The organism is Thermus thermamylovorans (assembly GCF_004307015.1).
GTDB lineage: Bacteria > Deinococcota > Deinococci > Deinococcales > Thermaceae > Thermus > Thermus thermamylovorans.
Genome location: NZ_SIJL01000010.1, coordinates 58,487 through 72,271 on the forward strand (window position 1 = coordinate 58,487; position 13,785 = coordinate 72,271).

A 13,785-nucleotide genomic window follows, 5' to 3' on the forward strand; every position below is an offset into this window, starting at 1 on the left:
GGCGCGGCAACCTCCGCGCGCGGCCACTCAGATGGCCTCCAGGGCCAGCTTCTCCCCTTCCCGATCCCCCGGAACCCCAGCGGGGTAGCGGCCGTTGAAGCAGGCCAGGCACACCGGTCCTCCGATGGCCCGCCTCACCCCCTCCTCGGAGAGGAAGGCCAGGGTATCGGCCCCGATGTAGGCCCTTATCTCCTCCACGCTCTTCTCGGCGGCGATGAGCTCCTTGCGGGCGGCGGTGTCGATGCCGTAGTAGCAGGGGAAGCGGATGGGGGGGCTACTGACGCGGAAGTGGACCTCCCGGGCCCCCGCTTCCCGCAGCATGCCCACGATGCGCCGGCTGGTGGTCCCCCGGACGATGGAGTCGTCGATGAGGACCACCCGCTTCCCCCGCACCGCCGAGGTGGGGGCGAGCTTGAGCCGGGTCTTGAGGTCCCGGAGCTCCTGGGTGGGCTGGATGAAGGTGCGCCCGGCGTAAGGGTTCTTGTAGAGGCCGTACTCCAGGGGGAGGCCGCTTGAGCGGGCGTAGCCCACCGCCGCCCCCATCCCCGAGTCCGGCACCGGCACCACGATGTCCGCCGCCGCGGGGGCTTCCCGGAAGAGCTCCATCCCCATGCGCACCCGGGCCTCGTAGGCTTCCACCCCATCCAGGAGGCTGTCGGGCCGGGCGAAGTAGATCCACTCAAAGGCGCACGGGGTGGGGCTTGGGGGAAGGACCTGAGCGCTTTCCAGCCTATCCCCCTCCACCCAGACCACCTCCCCGGGGCGCACGTCCCTGAGGTATTCGGCCCCCATGAGGGCGAGGGCCGGGGGCTCGGAGGCGAAGGCGTAGCCCTGGGGGAGCCTCCCGATGGCGAGGGGCCTCACCCCGTGGGGGTCGCGGAGGGCCACCAGCCTTTGGCGGTCCATAAGCAGGATGGAATATCCCCCCTCCAGAACCCGCATGGCCTCCGCCGCCGCCTGGGGAAGGGGGAGGTGGCCCAGGCGGGCGAGGAGGAGGAGCATCACCTCGGTGTCCGTGGTGCTCTGGAAGGTGGCCCCTTCCCGGAGAAGGCGGTCGCGGAGGGGCTTGGCGTTGGTGAAGTTGCCGTTGTGGACGATGGCCAGGACGCCGTGGGCGGTGCGGGCGGTGAGGGGCTGGGCATTAAAGCGCAGGTTGGAGCCGGTGGTGGAGTAGCGGGCGTGGGCCAGGCCCAGCCGGGCCTCGAGGCGGCGGAGCCGCTGCAGGCGCTCCTCGGTGAAGACCTGGTTCACCAGGCCCAGGTCCTTTTCCACCAAAAGCTCTTTACCATCGGAGACGGCGATCCCCGCCGCCTCCTGCCCCCGGTGCTGGAGGGCGAGAAGGCCCAGGTGCAAAAGCCCCGCCGCGTCCAGGGGAGCCTCACCCCATATCCCAAGGACGCCACATTCCTCCTGGGGTTTATCCATCCAGCACCTCCCGCAAGGGCCTCTGCCAAACAGCGAGCAGCTCGGCCACCCCCCACTCTAGCACCCCTTCCGGGGTCAGGACCGTGAGGGTGCTCCCCCCCGTTTCCCCCAGGACCCGGTAGGGGAGGCCGAGCTCCTCCAGGCGGAGGGTCGCCTCCTGGAGGTCCTCCTTGGCCACGGTGAAGAGGACGCGGCTCGGGGCCTCCCCGAAGAGGGCCTTAAGCCCCCTTTCCCGCACCTCCACCGTGGCCCCCAGGCCGTAGGGGAAGGCCATCTCCGCCAGGGCCACCAGGAGGCCGCCTTCCGCCAGGTCGTGGGCGGTCCGGGTGAGGCCCAGGGCGATGAGCTCGCGGATGGCCTCCTGGACCTGGCGCTCCCGCGCGAGGTCCAAAGGCGGCGGGTGGCCCAGCTCCCGCCCGGTGAGGAGGTAGAGGACCTCGCTGGCCCCCAGGTGGCCCCGCTCCTCCCCGAGGAGGAGGATCACCTCCCCGGGCTTGCGGAAGCCCATCTCCGCCCGGCGGCGCACGTCCAGCACCCCCACCACCCCCACCATGGCCGTGGGGGGGATGCGGCGCCCGCCGCTTTCGTTGTAGAGGGAGACGTTCCCGGAAACCACCGGCACCCCTAGGGCCTCACTGGCCTCCCTGAGGCCGGCGATGGTCTCCTGGAGCTCAAAGTAACCCTCCGGGGTCTCCGGGCTTCCCAGGTTGAGGCCGTCGGTGTAGGCGAGAGGCCTCCCCCCCACCACGCTCACGTTGCGGCAGGCCTCCGCCAGGGCGTGCATGGCCCCAAGCCGGGGGTGGAGGCGGCTGTAGCGGGGGTTGTGGTCCACCTTGGCGGCGATGCCCAGGTTTGTGCCCTTTACCCACAAGACCGCTGCGTCCCCCTTGCCTGGGACCAGAGCGGTGCGGGTGCCCACCTGGTGGTCGTAGCGCTCGTAAACCGCCTCCCGGCTGGCGAGGTTGGGGGAGGCCAGGAGCCTGGGGAGGACCTCCTGGGGGTCGGCCTCCAGGGGGGGCAGGGGGGTTTCCCGGAGCCTCCTGATCTCCGGGTCCTCCCGCCCCACCCGCACGTAGGTGGGGGCTTCCGCCAGGGCCTCCGTGGGCACCTCGGCCACCACCTCCCCCCGGAAGAGGACGCGGAAGACCCTCTCGGGGATGGTCTTGGCCACGGGCACGCAGTCCAGGCCCCAGCGCTGGAAGACCGCCTCCAGCTCCTTCTCCTTCCCCTCCTTGGGCACCAGGACCATGCGCTCCTGGCTTTCCGAGAGGAGGAGCTCGATGGGCCCCATCCCTGCCTCCCGGGTGGGGACCTGGTCCAGGTGGAGCTCCACTCCCAGGCCCGACTTGTGGGCGAGCTCGGCGAGGCTAGAGGTGAGCCCTGCTGCCCCCATGTCCTGCACGCCTTCCACCAGGTCCCGCTCGATGGCCTCGAGGGTGGCCTCCATGAGGAGCTTCCCCAGGAAGGGGTCCCCCACCTGCACCGCCGGGCGGTCCTCCTCCTTGTCCGCGGCGAGCTCCCGGCTGGCGAAGGCCGCCCCCCCGATCCCGTCCCGCCCGGTCTTGGCCCCGGCGTAGTAGAGGGGGTGGCCCAAGGAGGCCCGGCTCCGCCTCAGGTGCTCCTCCCTCAGGAGCCCCAGGCACATGGCGTTCACCAGGGGGTTTTCCCGGTAGCCCTCGTGGAAGTGGAGGTCCCCCCCCACCGTGGGCACCCCGATGGCGTTGCCGTAGTGGGCGATGCCGGAGACCACCCCCTTGAGGAGGTAGCGGCTACGGGCGTCCTCCGGGGGGCCGAAGCGCAGGGAGTCCAGGAGGGCGATGGGCCGGGCCCCCAGGCTCATGATGTCCCGGAGGATCCCCCCCACCCCGGTGGCCGCCCCCTGGAAGGGCTCCACCGCCGAGGGGTGGTTGTGGCTTTCGATCTTGAAGGCCACCGCCCACCCCTCGCCGAGGCGCACCGCGCCCGCGTTCTCCCCCGGGCCCTGCAAGACCGCCTCCCCCTCCTTGGGAAGCTCTTTCAGGAGGGGGCGGGAGTTCTTGTAGGCGCAGTGCTCGCTCCACATGGCCTTGAAGAGGAAGAGCTCCACCCGGTTGGGCTCCCGCCCGAGCCGCTTCCGGATCTCCCGGTACTCCTCCTCGGGGATGCCGATTTCCTTGGCGAAGGCTTCCATCACTCCAGAAGGGGTAGGAGCTCGCGGTGGTCCCCCACCTTGGCCGTGGGCTTGGCCTCCCCGTTCACCTCCCGGTGGCCCACGTACTGCACCGCAAAGGGGTAGCCGGTGGCGAAGGCCCCCCGGATGTCCGTCTGGGGCAGGTCGCCCACGTGGAGGGCTTCCTCCGGGGCCACGCCCAGGGCCTCGAGGGCCACCCGGAAGGCCTCCGGCCTGGGCTTTACGTAGCCCGTTTCGTCGGAGAAGCTGTAGGCCTGGAAGACCTCCAGCCCCTGCCGCCGCAGGTGCTCCCGCAGGAGGCGGCCCGGGGTCATGCCGGTGTCGGAGACCAGGGCCAGGGGGTACTTCCTGGCCAGGTCTTTCAGAACCCCCACCCCGGGAAGGGGCTTGAGGTCGGCCAGGAGGGAGGTTTCCTCCAGCCGCCTGGCGGTGAGGGCGATGAGCCCGGGGTCGTGGGGGGCTCCCAGGAGGGCGAAGATGCGGGCCACCCGGTCGTAGACCGGCATGTGCTCCCCGGCCTTCCAGGCCTCCTCGAAGGCCAAAGCGGCCTGCCGGTAGGCCTGGCGCACCTCCTCTTCCGCCGCCGGGTGCCCGGCCTCGGAAAGGGCATCCAGGAGGATCTCGTACCGGGCGGGCATGACCTTTTCCAAAAACGCCTGCCCCTCGGTGAAGAGGGTGCCCCAGAAGTCGAAGGTGATGGCCTTGGGTTTCATCGCGCCACCTCCTGCACAAGCCCCAGGAAAAGGGGCAGCCCGTCGGTGCCGCCCAGGACCTCCTCCACCGCCCGCTCGGGGTGGGGCATCATGCCGAGGACATTGCCCTTCTCGTTGGTGATGCCGGCGATGTCGTGGAGGCTCCCGTTGGGGTTGTAGTCCGCTTCCCCATGCAGGGGGGCGTAGCGGAAGACCACCTGGCCTTCCCCCTCCAGCCTTTCCAGGGTTTCGGGATCCGCGTAGTAGCGCCCCTCCGCGTGGGCGATGGGGAGCCTGAGCACCTGGCCCTTCCCGTAAAGCCGGGTGAAGGGGAGGTCGGTGCGCTCCACCCGCACCCCCACCGCCTTGCAGGTGAAGTGGAGGTTGAGGTTGGCGAGGAGGGCCCCTGGCAGGAGCCCCGCCTCGGTGAGCACCTGGAAGCCGTTGCAGACCCCGATGACCGGCCTCCCCTCCCGGGCGAAACGGGCCACCTCGGCCATCACCGGGCTCTTGGCGGCCAAGGCCCCCGGGCGCAGGTAGTCCCCGTAGCTGAAGCCTCCGGGGAGGAAGACCCCGTCGAAGCCCTTCAGGCTCGTTTCCGTATGCCAGACGTACTCCGCCCGTAGCCCCACCTTGGCGAAGGCGAAGCGGGCGTCCTCGTCGCAGTTGGAGCCGGGAAAGCGGACGATGGCCCACCTCATGGGAGCTCCTTCAGGGCCTCCAGGGCGAAGACCTCCATCACCGGGTTGGTCAGGAGCTTCCCCATGGCCTTGGCCTTTTCCTCAGCCTGGAGGTGGTTTTCCGCCTGGAAAACCACCTCCAGGACCTTGCCCACCCGCACCTCTTCCACCGGGTGGCCGAGGCCCTTTAAGACCCCTTCCACTGCCCGGCCCTGGGGGTCTAGGATGCCGTCTTTCAGCTCTATGAGCAGGGTGGCCTGGTACCTGGGCATGGCTACCCCTCTTTGACCTCCGGTGCCTCCAAGACCCGTTTGAGGACCTCTTGGTAGGCTTCCTCCACCCCGCCTAGGTCCTTGCGGAAGCGGTCCTTGTCCATAGGCTCTCCCGTCTTCCGGTCCCAAAGGCGCATGGTGTCGGGGGAGATCTCGTCGGCGAGGAGAATCTCCCCATTCCTTTTGCCGAACTCCAGCTTGAAGTCCACCAGGTCCAGGCCCCTTGGGGCGAAGAAGGCCCGAAGAAGCTCCCCCACCCTCAGGGTGGTGGCCTTCACCTGGGCGAGCTCCCCCTCCGCCGCCAGGCCCAGGGCCAGGATGGCGTTCTCGCAGATCAGGGGATCCCCCAGGGCGTCGTCCTTCAGGGAGAACTCCAAAAGGGGGGCCTCGAGGGGGGTGCCCTCAGGGAGGCCATAGCGCCGGGCAAAGCTCCCTGCCGCCCGGAAGCGGAGGATGACCTCCAGGGGAAGGATCGCCACCCGCCTGACCCGCATCTCCCGCTCGGAAACTTCCTCCAGGAAGTGGGTCTTTACCCCGTGGCCCTCCAGGTAGCGGAAGAGGACGGCGGAAACCTTGTTGTTCACCACCCCCTTGCCCGGGATGAGGCCCCGCTTCTGGGCGTTGAAGGCGGTGGCCTCGTCCTTGAAGTAGACCCGTAAGGTGTTCTCCCCCTCGGGGTAGAGGATCTTGGCCTTGCCCTCGTAGAGCTTTTCCATGCGCCTCCTTAGGGACTCGGGTCCCGTCTGGCCTCTATTTTAGCCCAGGAGGGGCTACACTGAAGGCATGCCCTTGTCCCTGGACCTTCTACGCCCCATCGGGGAAAGGGAGCTTTGGCTCCTCTCGGAGCGCAACCCCGGCTATCAACTGGAGCTTTCGCCAGAAGGGAGGCTTTGGGTGAGTCCCACAGGAGGGCAAAGCGGCCGTCGCAGCCTTCAGCTGGCCTATCAGCTGGCCCGTTGGAACGAGGAGCGGGGCCTGGGCGGGTCGTGTCAAGAGTTATGTGTAAGAGTCTGNGGGCGTGGTGTTTGCTGCCTCCACGGGTTTCAAGCTGCCCAGCGGGGCCATCTTGTCCCCCGATGCCTCCTGGGTGGAGGCTGGGCGTTGGGAGGCTTTGTCCGAGGAGGAGAAGGAGGCTTTCCCTCCTTTGGCTCCGGACGTGGTCTTTGAGGTGCGCTCGTCCTCGCAGGGAGTGGAGGAACTTAGGGCCAAAATGGCCCTTTACCTGAAGGAGGGGGTGCGTCTTGGGGTGTTGGTGGACCCCTACGCCCGTGCCGTGGAGGTGTACCGTCCGGGAAAGGAGCCTGAGCGTTTTGAGGGAGTGGACGTCCTTTCCCTGGAACCGGAGCTCCCCGGCTTTTTCCTCCGCCTCCCTCCCTTGGGGTAGACCCCCTAAAGGCCAAAGCGGGCGTAGATGGCGTCCACGTGCCTGAGGAAGGGTTCCGGGTCGAAGAGGGCCTTCAGGGCCTCCCCCTTCAGGGGGTTTTCCGGGTCGGCCTCCAGAAGCTCCCGCAAGTCCCGGCCCTCTTCCCAGCTCCTTAAGGCGTTCCGCTGGACGAGGGCGTAGGCCTGGTCCCGGGGCAGGCCCTTCCGGATGAGGGCGTTCAGCACCCCCTGGGAGTAGATGAGGCCCCGGGTGAGGCCCAGGTTGCGCTTGAGGTTCTCCTCAAAGACCACCAGGCCCGCCAGGATGCCCTTGAGCCGCCTCAGGGCGTAGTGGCTGGCGGTGGTGGCGTCGGGGAGGACGACCCGCTCCACGGAGGAGTGGGAGATGTCCCGCTCGTGCCAGAGGGCGATGTTCTCCAGGGCCGGCGCTAGGTAGCCCCGGAGAAGCCTGGCCATCCCCGTGAGGTTCTCCAGGCCCACGGGGTTTTTCTTGTGGGGCATGGAGGAGCTTCCCGTTTGGCCCTCGCGGAAGGGCTCCTGCACCTCCAGCACCTCGGTGCGCTGGAGGTGGCGCAGCTCCACCGCCACCCGCTCCAGGTTCCCCCCGAGGAGGGCCAGGGCCGCCAGGACCTCCCCGTGCCGGTCCCGGGGCACCACCTGGGTGGAGAGGGGTTCGGGCTCGAGGCCAAGCCTCCTCGCCACGTGGGCCTCCACCTCCGGGGGCACGTGGGCGTAGTTCCCCACCGACCCCGAGAGCATGGCCACCCCGATGGCCTCCTGGGCTTGCCTTAGCCTCTTTTCGTCCCTCCCGAAGGCGGCGTAGAAGCTGAGGAAACGGAGGCCGAAGCCCGTGGGCTCGGCGTGGACCCCGTGGGTGCGGGCGATGGCCGGGGTGTGCCTGTAGCGGAGGGCCAGGCGCTTGAGCTCCTCCTGCACCCCCTTAAGCTCCGCCAGGATGAGGTCCAGGGCCCGCACCAAAAGGGCGTTTTGCGCGGTGTCCACCACGTCCGAGCTGGTGAGGCCCAGGTGCAGGTACCGCCCCACCTCCTCGTCCCCGGTCCACTCCACCAGGGCCCGGGTAAAGGCCACCAGGTCGTGGCGGGTAACCTCCTCCAGCTCCGCCACCCTCCGGGCAAAGCCCTCGTCCAGGGGCTTTGCCTCAAGCCGCCCTAGGAGCCTGGCCGCAAGGCCCCTGGGCACCTGGCCCAGGGCCTCCCAGGCCTCAAGGGCGTAGGCCTCCACCAGGGCCCAGGTGCGGTAGCGGTTCGCCTCCGACCATAGCTCGGCCATCTCCGGGGTCTGGTAGCGGGGCACCATGCCCTAAGGGTACTCGAAGGGCAGGGTGAGGGAAAACTCCGCCCCAAAGCCTTCCCCCTCCGGCCTTAGGGGGAGGAGGAGGTCCGCCCGGAAGAGCCCGTCCTGGCGGTTGCCGATCCGGGGCATCCCCCTTTGGGCGTAGGGGGGCCTGGCGTACACCTGGCGCTGGGCTTCCTCGGGGAAGAAGAGCTGGGTGGCGAAGCTTCTGCCCCCCACCTCTACCCGCAGGTGCAGGTGGGGGTGCGGCTCGGGTACCAGCCGGGGAAGAGGGTGAGGAAGGCCGCTTGCCCCTGGTCGTCCGTGGGCTGCCAGCCCCGGCAGAAGGTTCCGGGGGCGTTCACCCCCGGGTACCGGCCCAGGGCGTCCGTGGGCCAGAGGTCCACCCGGGCGCCCCTCGAGGGGCGGCAGGCCCGGTCCCGGAGGAGGAGGCGTGGGCGCAGGGGCACCCAGGAAAGCCCCTCCCGCAGGTCCTGCCGCCTGGGGATATCCCTCAGGTAGTAGGGGCCTTCCGTGAGGGCGGGGGTGGGGGGGCACTGGGCCCGGGCCAAGGGCAGGAGGAAAAGCCCCAAAAGGGTGCGCCGCCTCATCGCCGCCTCAGGGTGAGGTCCACCTCCAGCCGGATGCGGTTTTCCACGCTGAGGACGACCGTCACCCGGGGCTGGACCAGCCGGAACCTTTCGAAGGGGAACTCGGTCCTCAGGACGACCCGCACCTCCTGGCCCCGGAACTCCGCCTCCCCCTCCCAGGCCACCTCCTCGGTCACGTCGCGGAGGGTGAGGTCCCCCACCACCCGCACAGGGAGGTTGCCGCTTTGGGGAAGGGGGCTGGGGAGCCCCTCCACGGCGCGGGGGCGGAAGGTGGCGGTGGGGAAACGGTCGGTCTGCAGGGTGTTCTGGCGCAGGTAGTTGTCCCGCCGCGCCTGGTCGCTCCTGAGCTCCCTCAGGTCTACCACGAACTCCCCGCTGGCCCGCGCTTCCTGGAGAAGCACCTGCCCCTTCACCGCCCCCGTGGTGCCCACAGCGTCGGCGAAGCCGATCCCCACCAGCTGCTCCCGCACCCGGTAGCGGGCCTCCCCCGAGGCCACCTCGAAGGTCTGGGCCAGGGCAGCCCCCAGGAGAACCCCCATCCAAAGCCAGGCCCGCATCCCCATCACCTCCCCGATCCCCCTTGCGCCGGAGCCTACCCCAGCCAGGTTAGACCGGTGTTAGAAACACGGGGTATAAACTGGAGCCATGGACCGGGCCGCGCCCCGCCCCGCTGCCGTGCTCTTCGACGTGGGCAACACCCTGATCCTGGCGAGCCCCCGTTTCTGGCTTTTCCCCCTCCTGGCGGAGCGGGGCCTAAAGCCCACCCGGGACCCCAGGGCGGCGGCCCTGGAGGCCTTCCGCTTCTACGAGGCGCACCACCTCTTGGCCCGCAACCTGGAGACGGCCCTCGGGCTCTGGCGGGAGTTCCACCGCAGGCTCCTGGTGGGGATGGGCCTCGAGGCCCACGCGGAGGCCCTGAGCGCCGAACTCATCGCCCGCTGGCGCGACCCCCGGATCTGGCCCCTGGCCCCGGGGGCCGAGGCCACCCTGAAGGCCCTCACGGAGCGGGGCTACCTCCTGGCGGCGGTCTCCAACTGGGACGCCACCCTGCCGGAGATCCTGGAGGTGGTGGGCCTGAGGTCCTACTTCCAGCACCTTGCCGTGAGCGCCCTCTCCGGGGTGGCCAAGCCCGACCCCAGGCTTTTCCAAGAGGCCCTTTCGGCCTTAGGCGTGGCCCCGGAGGAAGCGGTGCACGTGGGGGACGCGGAGGCGGACCTCCTGGGGGCGGAAGCCGCCGGGGTCAGGCCCCTCCTCTTCGACCCCCTGGGGGAAAACCCCAGGGCCCTCCACCGCCTGGAGGGGGTGCTAGACTACCTGCCATGAGCGTGCGGCGGGCGCTTTGGGGAGAGAAGGAGGAGGCCATAGAAAGGGCCCTGCGGGAGGTGGACGAGGACCTCTTCCGCTACATCCGGGACTTCGCCTACGAGGAGGTCCTGGCCCGGCCCGGCCTCGACCTGAAGACCCGGGAGCTCCTCGCCATCACCGCCCTCATCGCCCTGGGCAGCCCCAAGGAGCTGGCCACCCACCTGGAGGGGGCGTTGCGGGTGGGGGCTAGGGAAGAGGAGGTGCGGGAGGCCATCCTGCAGTCCGCCCTCTTCCTGGGCTTTCCCCGGGCCCTGGCCGCCATGAAGCTCTTCCAAAAGGTGCTCCGGAGCCGTGGTCCTGCTGACGCGGGGGAAGGATAGGGCGCTTTTGGAAAGGCTGGCCGCCATGGGCCTCGAGGCGGCGGAGGTGGCCCTTTTGGAGCAGGTGGACCTCCCGGGGCTGAGGGAGCTCCCCGGGAAGCTGGGGCAGGCCGACTGGGTGGCGGTGACCTCCAAGGAGGGGGCCAGGCGGCTCCTCCGGGCCTGGGAGGAGGCCGGGCGCCCTCCCCTCCGGGTGGCGGCGGTGGGGGAGGGGACGGGGGAGGTGCTGCGGGCGGGGGGGCTACCCCCGGCCTTCGTCCCGGGAAGGGCCACGGCCCAGGACCTGGCGCAAGCCTTCCCGGAGGCGGGGAGGGTGCTCTTCGTGGCCGGGGACCTGGCGGGGCGGGGCCTGGAGGCGGGGCTCCGGGGGCGGGGGATCCCGGTGGAGCGCCTCGAGGTCTACGCCACCCGGGAGCGGGTTCTGACCCTGGAAGAGGTGGCCCTTCTGGAGCGGGCGGAGGTGGTGGCCTTTTTTAGCCCGAGTGGGGTGAGGGCCTTTGCCCGGTGGACGAAAAGGCGGCCCCAGGCGGCCTGCATCGGCCCCAGCACCGGGGAGGAGGCCCGGCGGCTCGGCTTTCCCACGGTGGAGGCGGAAAGCCCCGGCCTCGAGGGCCTCTTCCGGGCAGTGCTCCGGGGCCTGGGAGCCCCCTGAGGCCCCGGGGGGGCGGTACTTCTGTCCCTGTCCTGAGGGCGTATACTGGTGCGGGAGGTTATGCCCCTACCCCTTTACCTGGTGGGCCTGAACCACAAGGTCGCCCCGGTGGAGGTCCGGGAACGGGGGGCCCTGGACCCGGTGGTGGCCCTGCCCGCCGCCCTGAGGGCCCTGGGCAGGGGGGTGATCCTCTCCACCTGCAACCGCACGGAGATCTACGGGGTGGGAAGCCCCAGGGCGGCCCAGGCCCTCTTCCGGGAGCGGGGCGTGGAGGCGCGCCACCTCTACCGGAAGGAGGGGGCGGAGGCCCTGCGCCACCTCTTCCGGGTGGCGGCGGGGCTGGACTCCCTGGTGGTGGGGGAGGCCCAGATCCTGGGCCAGGTGCGGGAGGCCCTCTTTCTGGCCAGGAAGCATGGGGCCACAGAGGCCCTTCTGGAAAAGGCCTTCCAGTCGGCCCTCGCCCTGGGCAAGCGGGCCCGGAGCGAGACGGCCATCGGGGCCGGGGCGGTGAGCGTGGCCTACGCCGCCTTGGACCTGGCCCTGGCGGTCTACGGGGACCTCACGGGGCTCGCCGTGGCCGTCCTGGGGGCGGGGGAGATGGCGGAGCTCTTCCTCACCCACCTGAGGGCCCAGGGGGTGGGGCGGGTCCTGGTGGTGAACCGCACCCCAGAAAGGGCCCAGGCCCTGGCGGAGCGCTTCGGGGGGGAGGCCTACCCCCTCACGGCCCTCCCCCAGGTCCTGCGCCATGCGGACCTGGTGGTGGCCTCCGCCGCCGCTCCCCGCTACCTGGTGGGCCCTGAGGACCTGCCCAAAAGGGCCAAGCCCCTTTTCCTCATCGACATCGCCCTCCCCCGGAACATCCACCCCGGGGTGGGCAGGCTGCCCCACGCCTACCTCTACAACCTGGACGACCTGGAAAGGGTGGTGGGGAAGAACCTGGAAGCCCGCCGGGGGGAGGTCCCCAAGGTGGAGGCCCTCATCGAGGGGGCCTTGGGGGACTACCTGGAGTGGTATGCGGGCCACCGGGTGCGGGAGGCCATACGGGCCCTGGAGGGCTGGGCGCACCGGGAGGTGGCCCGGGAGCTTCCCCAGGCCGACCCCCTCACCCGGCACAAGGAGGCGGGCCGCCGGGCCCATCCCTGGATCCTGGCCCTGAAGGCCCGGGCACGGACCTTCCTCGAGGGCCCCCCCTGCCCCGAGGACTGCCCCCTCCTGGCCTTCCGCCCCCCCAGGCCATGACCCTCCCCGCCCTCCTGGTCTTAGGGGGGGTGCTCCTCCTGGCCCTGGGGTTCTTCTGGCCCCGGGGCCCCGTCCTGGCCGCCCTCCTCTACCTAGGGGCCGCCCTGGCCGAGGCCCTGGCCAAGGGCCTCTTCGCCGGCCCGGCCCAGCCCGCCCTGGTCCTGGGGGGGCTTCTGGCCCTCCGGGGGGAGACCCTCTTCCTCCGGCCCAGGCTTTTCCCCTTGCGCCGCTACCTGGTCCTCCTGGCCCTCCTCCTGGGCCTCTTCGCCCTCAAGGCCCTCCCCCACCCCGGGGGGGAGCTCCCCCTCCTCCTCACCCTGGTCCACGCCGGGGCCTTCGTGGTGGCCTACCTGGCCCTGGCGGTGGGGGTGGGGGCGGGGGTCATGGGAGCGCTGCAGGACCTCCGCCTGCGGGCCGCCCCGGAAAGGGCCCTCCTGGCCGCTCCCCTCTGGAGCCTGAGACGGCTGGAGCGGGGCTACCTCAAGGTGGGCTACCTGGCCGCCACCCTGGGCCTAGGGAGCGGCATGGCCTGGGCCTGGGGGCACTTCGGCAGCCCCCTGGTCCTGGACCCCAAGGAGGCCTCCGTCCTCCTGGCCTGGCTTCTCCTCACCCTCTACCTCCTGCTGGAGGAAAGGCTCCGGGGCTACCCCCGCATGGGGCTTCTCCTCCTGGCCTACGCCCTCCTCCTCTTCGCCTTCTTAGGGGCGCCCTTCCTGGGGTCCCGGCACCCCTCGAGGTTGGGTTTGTAGATTTGTCAGACTAAACTTGACAGATTATAAAGCCATGCCTTACACTCTGAGGTAAGGAGGTGAGGCATGGGCGGGTTTGGGCTGGACCTGGAGGCGGCCAAGGAGCGGCACCGGGAGCTCCTTGCGGAAGCCCAGCGGGAGCGGCTTCTTCGGCCCCTTAGAACCCCTTGGCGGAGGCGGCTCGCCCGTTGGTTCCGCCTCTTGGCCGAATGGCTGGAGCCCAAGCCTGCGGGATGGGGTATGGAGGAGGTCCGGCATGGAGGATAAGCGGCGCATCCTGGAGATGGTGCGGGAGGGGGTCCTTTCCCCCGAGGAAGCCCTGGAGCTTCTGGCGGTCCTGGAGGAGCGGGAAAGGCCGGAGGCGGAGGCGCCCGCGGCCTCCCCGGCCCCAGGCCACCCCCAGATCCGGATCCTGGCCACGGGGGCCAACCTGGAAGTGCGGGGGGTGGCGGGCCTGGCGGAGCCCGAGGGCAAGGGGGGCACCCTGGCGCGGGAGGAGGAAGGGTACCTGTACCGGGTGGCCTTCGGCGAGGGGGCGCTCCGGGTGCCGGAGGGGGTGTGGCTGGCCCTGGAGGCCAGGGGGAGCAACGTGGAGCTCGCCCGGGTGGCCCTCAGGGGCCGGGCCCTGGGAGCCAACCTGGAGGGGGAGGCCCTGGTGGGGCTGGACCTGGACCTGGTAGGAGGCAACCTGGAGGCAGGCCTCCTCCTCTGGGAGGGGGAGCACCGCCTCCTGGTCCAGGCGGGCAACGCCGAGCTCCGCTTCCTGCCGGGCTCGGACCTCCTGGTGGAGGCCGAGGCCCGTTTGGGCCAGGTGGAGGCGGAGGGTCCCTGGCGCCGGGTGGCGGGGCCGGGGGGCTTCCGGGGAGTCCTGGGGGAAGGCCGGGCCAGGCTCTCGGCCCGGGTGCGGATGGGCAACCTGGAACTGGAGGCCTGA

The 13,785-nt window shown here is 70.5% G+C and carries 16 protein-coding genes and 2 pseudogenes; 9 read left to right on the forward strand and 9 right to left on the reverse strand.

Annotated features, from left to right (window positions below; genetic code table 11):
• Positions 1-27 precede the first annotated feature (27 nt).
• The 6 genes from purF to purC are packed head-to-tail and all read right to left on the reverse strand — an operon-like array spanning position 28 to position 5,955.
• On the reverse strand, positions 28-1,425 hold the full coding sequence (purF, locus tag ETP66_RS08555; protein WP_130842221.1) for an amidophosphoribosyltransferase: 1,398 nt from the start codon (positions 1,423-1,425) through the stop codon (positions 28-30).
• Positions 1,418-3,595, reverse strand: a complete 2,178-nt coding sequence (gene purL, locus ETP66_RS08560) for a phosphoribosylformylglycinamidine synthase subunit PurL (RefSeq protein ID WP_130842222.1) — start codon at positions 3,593-3,595, stop codon at positions 1,418-1,420. The genes purF and purL overlap by 8 nt, the downstream gene beginning before the upstream one ends.
• Entirely contained in the window at positions 3,595-4,308 is a 714-nt protein-coding gene (locus tag ETP66_RS08565; protein WP_130842223.1) for an HAD family hydrolase, read from the reverse strand. The genes purL and ETP66_RS08565 overlap by 1 nt, the downstream gene beginning before the upstream one ends.
• On the reverse strand, positions 4,305-4,988 hold the full coding sequence (gene purQ, locus ETP66_RS08570; RefSeq protein WP_130842224.1) for a phosphoribosylformylglycinamidine synthase subunit PurQ: 684 nt from the start codon (positions 4,986-4,988) through the stop codon (positions 4,305-4,307). The genes ETP66_RS08565 and purQ overlap by 4 nt, the downstream gene beginning before the upstream one ends.
• Positions 4,985-5,239 carry a phosphoribosylformylglycinamidine synthase subunit PurS gene (gene purS / locus ETP66_RS08575; RefSeq protein WP_130842225.1) on the reverse strand — a complete coding sequence of 85 codons (255 nt, stop codon included), beginning with the start codon at positions 5,237-5,239 and terminating at the stop codon, positions 4,985-4,987. Before purS ends, purQ begins: the two co-directional genes overlap by 4 nt.
• A gap of 2 nt (positions 5,240-5,241) precedes the next feature.
• Positions 5,242-5,955: a phosphoribosylaminoimidazolesuccinocarboxamide synthase gene (gene purC, locus ETP66_RS08580; protein ID WP_130842226.1), complete on the reverse strand. Its 714-nt coding sequence runs from the start codon at positions 5,953-5,955 to the stop codon at positions 5,242-5,244.
• Between the two features lie 67 nt (positions 5,956-6,022).
• Between purC and ETP66_RS12420 the strand changes: the two are divergent.
• Both ETP66_RS12420 and ETP66_RS12425 read left to right on the forward strand, forming a co-directional pair.
• Positions 6,023-6,151 (forward strand): annotated as a pseudogene (locus tag ETP66_RS12420) (Uma2 family endonuclease); the annotation flags it as partial.
• A gap of 106 nt (positions 6,152-6,257) precedes the next feature.
• Positions 6,258-6,623 carry a Uma2 family endonuclease gene (locus tag ETP66_RS12425; RefSeq protein ID WP_269089307.1) on the forward strand — a complete coding sequence of 122 codons (366 nt, stop codon included), beginning with the start codon at positions 6,258-6,260 and terminating at the stop codon, positions 6,621-6,623.
• Between the two features lie 5 nt (positions 6,624-6,628).
• Here ETP66_RS12425 and purB read toward each other — a convergent pair whose 3' ends face one another.
• The 3 genes and pseudogenes from purB to ETP66_RS08600 form a co-directional block, all read right to left on the reverse strand.
• On the reverse strand, positions 6,629-7,939 hold the full coding sequence (gene purB / locus ETP66_RS08590) for an adenylosuccinate lyase (RefSeq protein ID WP_130842227.1): 1,311 nt from the start codon (positions 7,937-7,939) through the stop codon (positions 6,629-6,631).
• A gap of 3 nt (positions 7,940-7,942) precedes the next feature.
• Positions 7,943-8,526: pseudogene (locus ETP66_RS08595) on the reverse strand (peptidase associated/transthyretin-like domain-containing protein).
• Positions 8,523-9,083, reverse strand: a complete 561-nt coding sequence (locus ETP66_RS08600) for a YceI family protein (RefSeq protein ID WP_130842228.1) — start codon at positions 9,081-9,083, stop codon at positions 8,523-8,525. The pseudogene ETP66_RS08595 and the gene ETP66_RS08600 overlap by 4 nt, the downstream one beginning before the upstream one ends.
• Positions 9,084-9,171: 88 nt before the next feature.
• On the opposite strand from ETP66_RS08600, the gene ETP66_RS08605 reads away from it, so the two are divergent.
• From ETP66_RS08605 to ETP66_RS12510, 7 genes are all read left to right on the forward strand, one after another.
• Positions 9,172-9,849, forward strand: coding sequence for an HAD-IA family hydrolase (locus ETP66_RS08605; RefSeq protein ID WP_130842229.1), 678 nt, complete (start codon positions 9,172-9,174; stop codon positions 9,847-9,849).
• Complete coding sequence (locus ETP66_RS08610) at positions 9,846-10,211, forward strand: carboxymuconolactone decarboxylase family protein (protein ID WP_130842230.1); 366 nt, start codon at positions 9,846-9,848, stop codon at positions 10,209-10,211. The genes ETP66_RS08605 and ETP66_RS08610 overlap by 4 nt, the downstream gene beginning before the upstream one ends.
• Complete coding sequence (locus tag ETP66_RS08615; RefSeq protein ID WP_130842231.1) at positions 10,183-10,863, forward strand: uroporphyrinogen-III synthase; 681 nt, start codon at positions 10,183-10,185, stop codon at positions 10,861-10,863. Before ETP66_RS08610 ends, ETP66_RS08615 begins: the two co-directional genes overlap by 29 nt.
• Before the next feature lie 60 nt (positions 10,864-10,923).
• A complete protein-coding gene (hemA, locus tag ETP66_RS08620) occupies positions 10,924-12,102 on the forward strand; it encodes a glutamyl-tRNA reductase (RefSeq protein WP_130842232.1) in 1,179 nt (392 codons plus the stop codon).
• The gene (gene ccsA, locus ETP66_RS08625; RefSeq protein ID WP_130842233.1) at positions 12,099-12,851 is read left to right on the forward strand and encodes a cytochrome c biogenesis protein CcsA; all 753 of its coding nucleotides are present in this window, start codon (positions 12,099-12,101) and stop codon (positions 12,849-12,851) included. The genes hemA and ccsA overlap by 4 nt, the downstream gene beginning before the upstream one ends.
• Positions 12,852-12,917: 66 nt before the next feature.
• Positions 12,918-13,118 carry a hypothetical protein gene (locus tag ETP66_RS08630; RefSeq protein ID WP_130842234.1) on the forward strand — a complete coding sequence of 67 codons (201 nt, stop codon included), beginning with the start codon at positions 12,918-12,920 and terminating at the stop codon, positions 13,116-13,118.
• Entirely contained in the window at positions 13,108-13,785 is a 678-nt protein-coding gene (locus ETP66_RS12510) for an SHOCT-like domain-containing protein (RefSeq protein WP_130842235.1), read from the forward strand. Before ETP66_RS08630 ends, ETP66_RS12510 begins: the two co-directional genes overlap by 11 nt.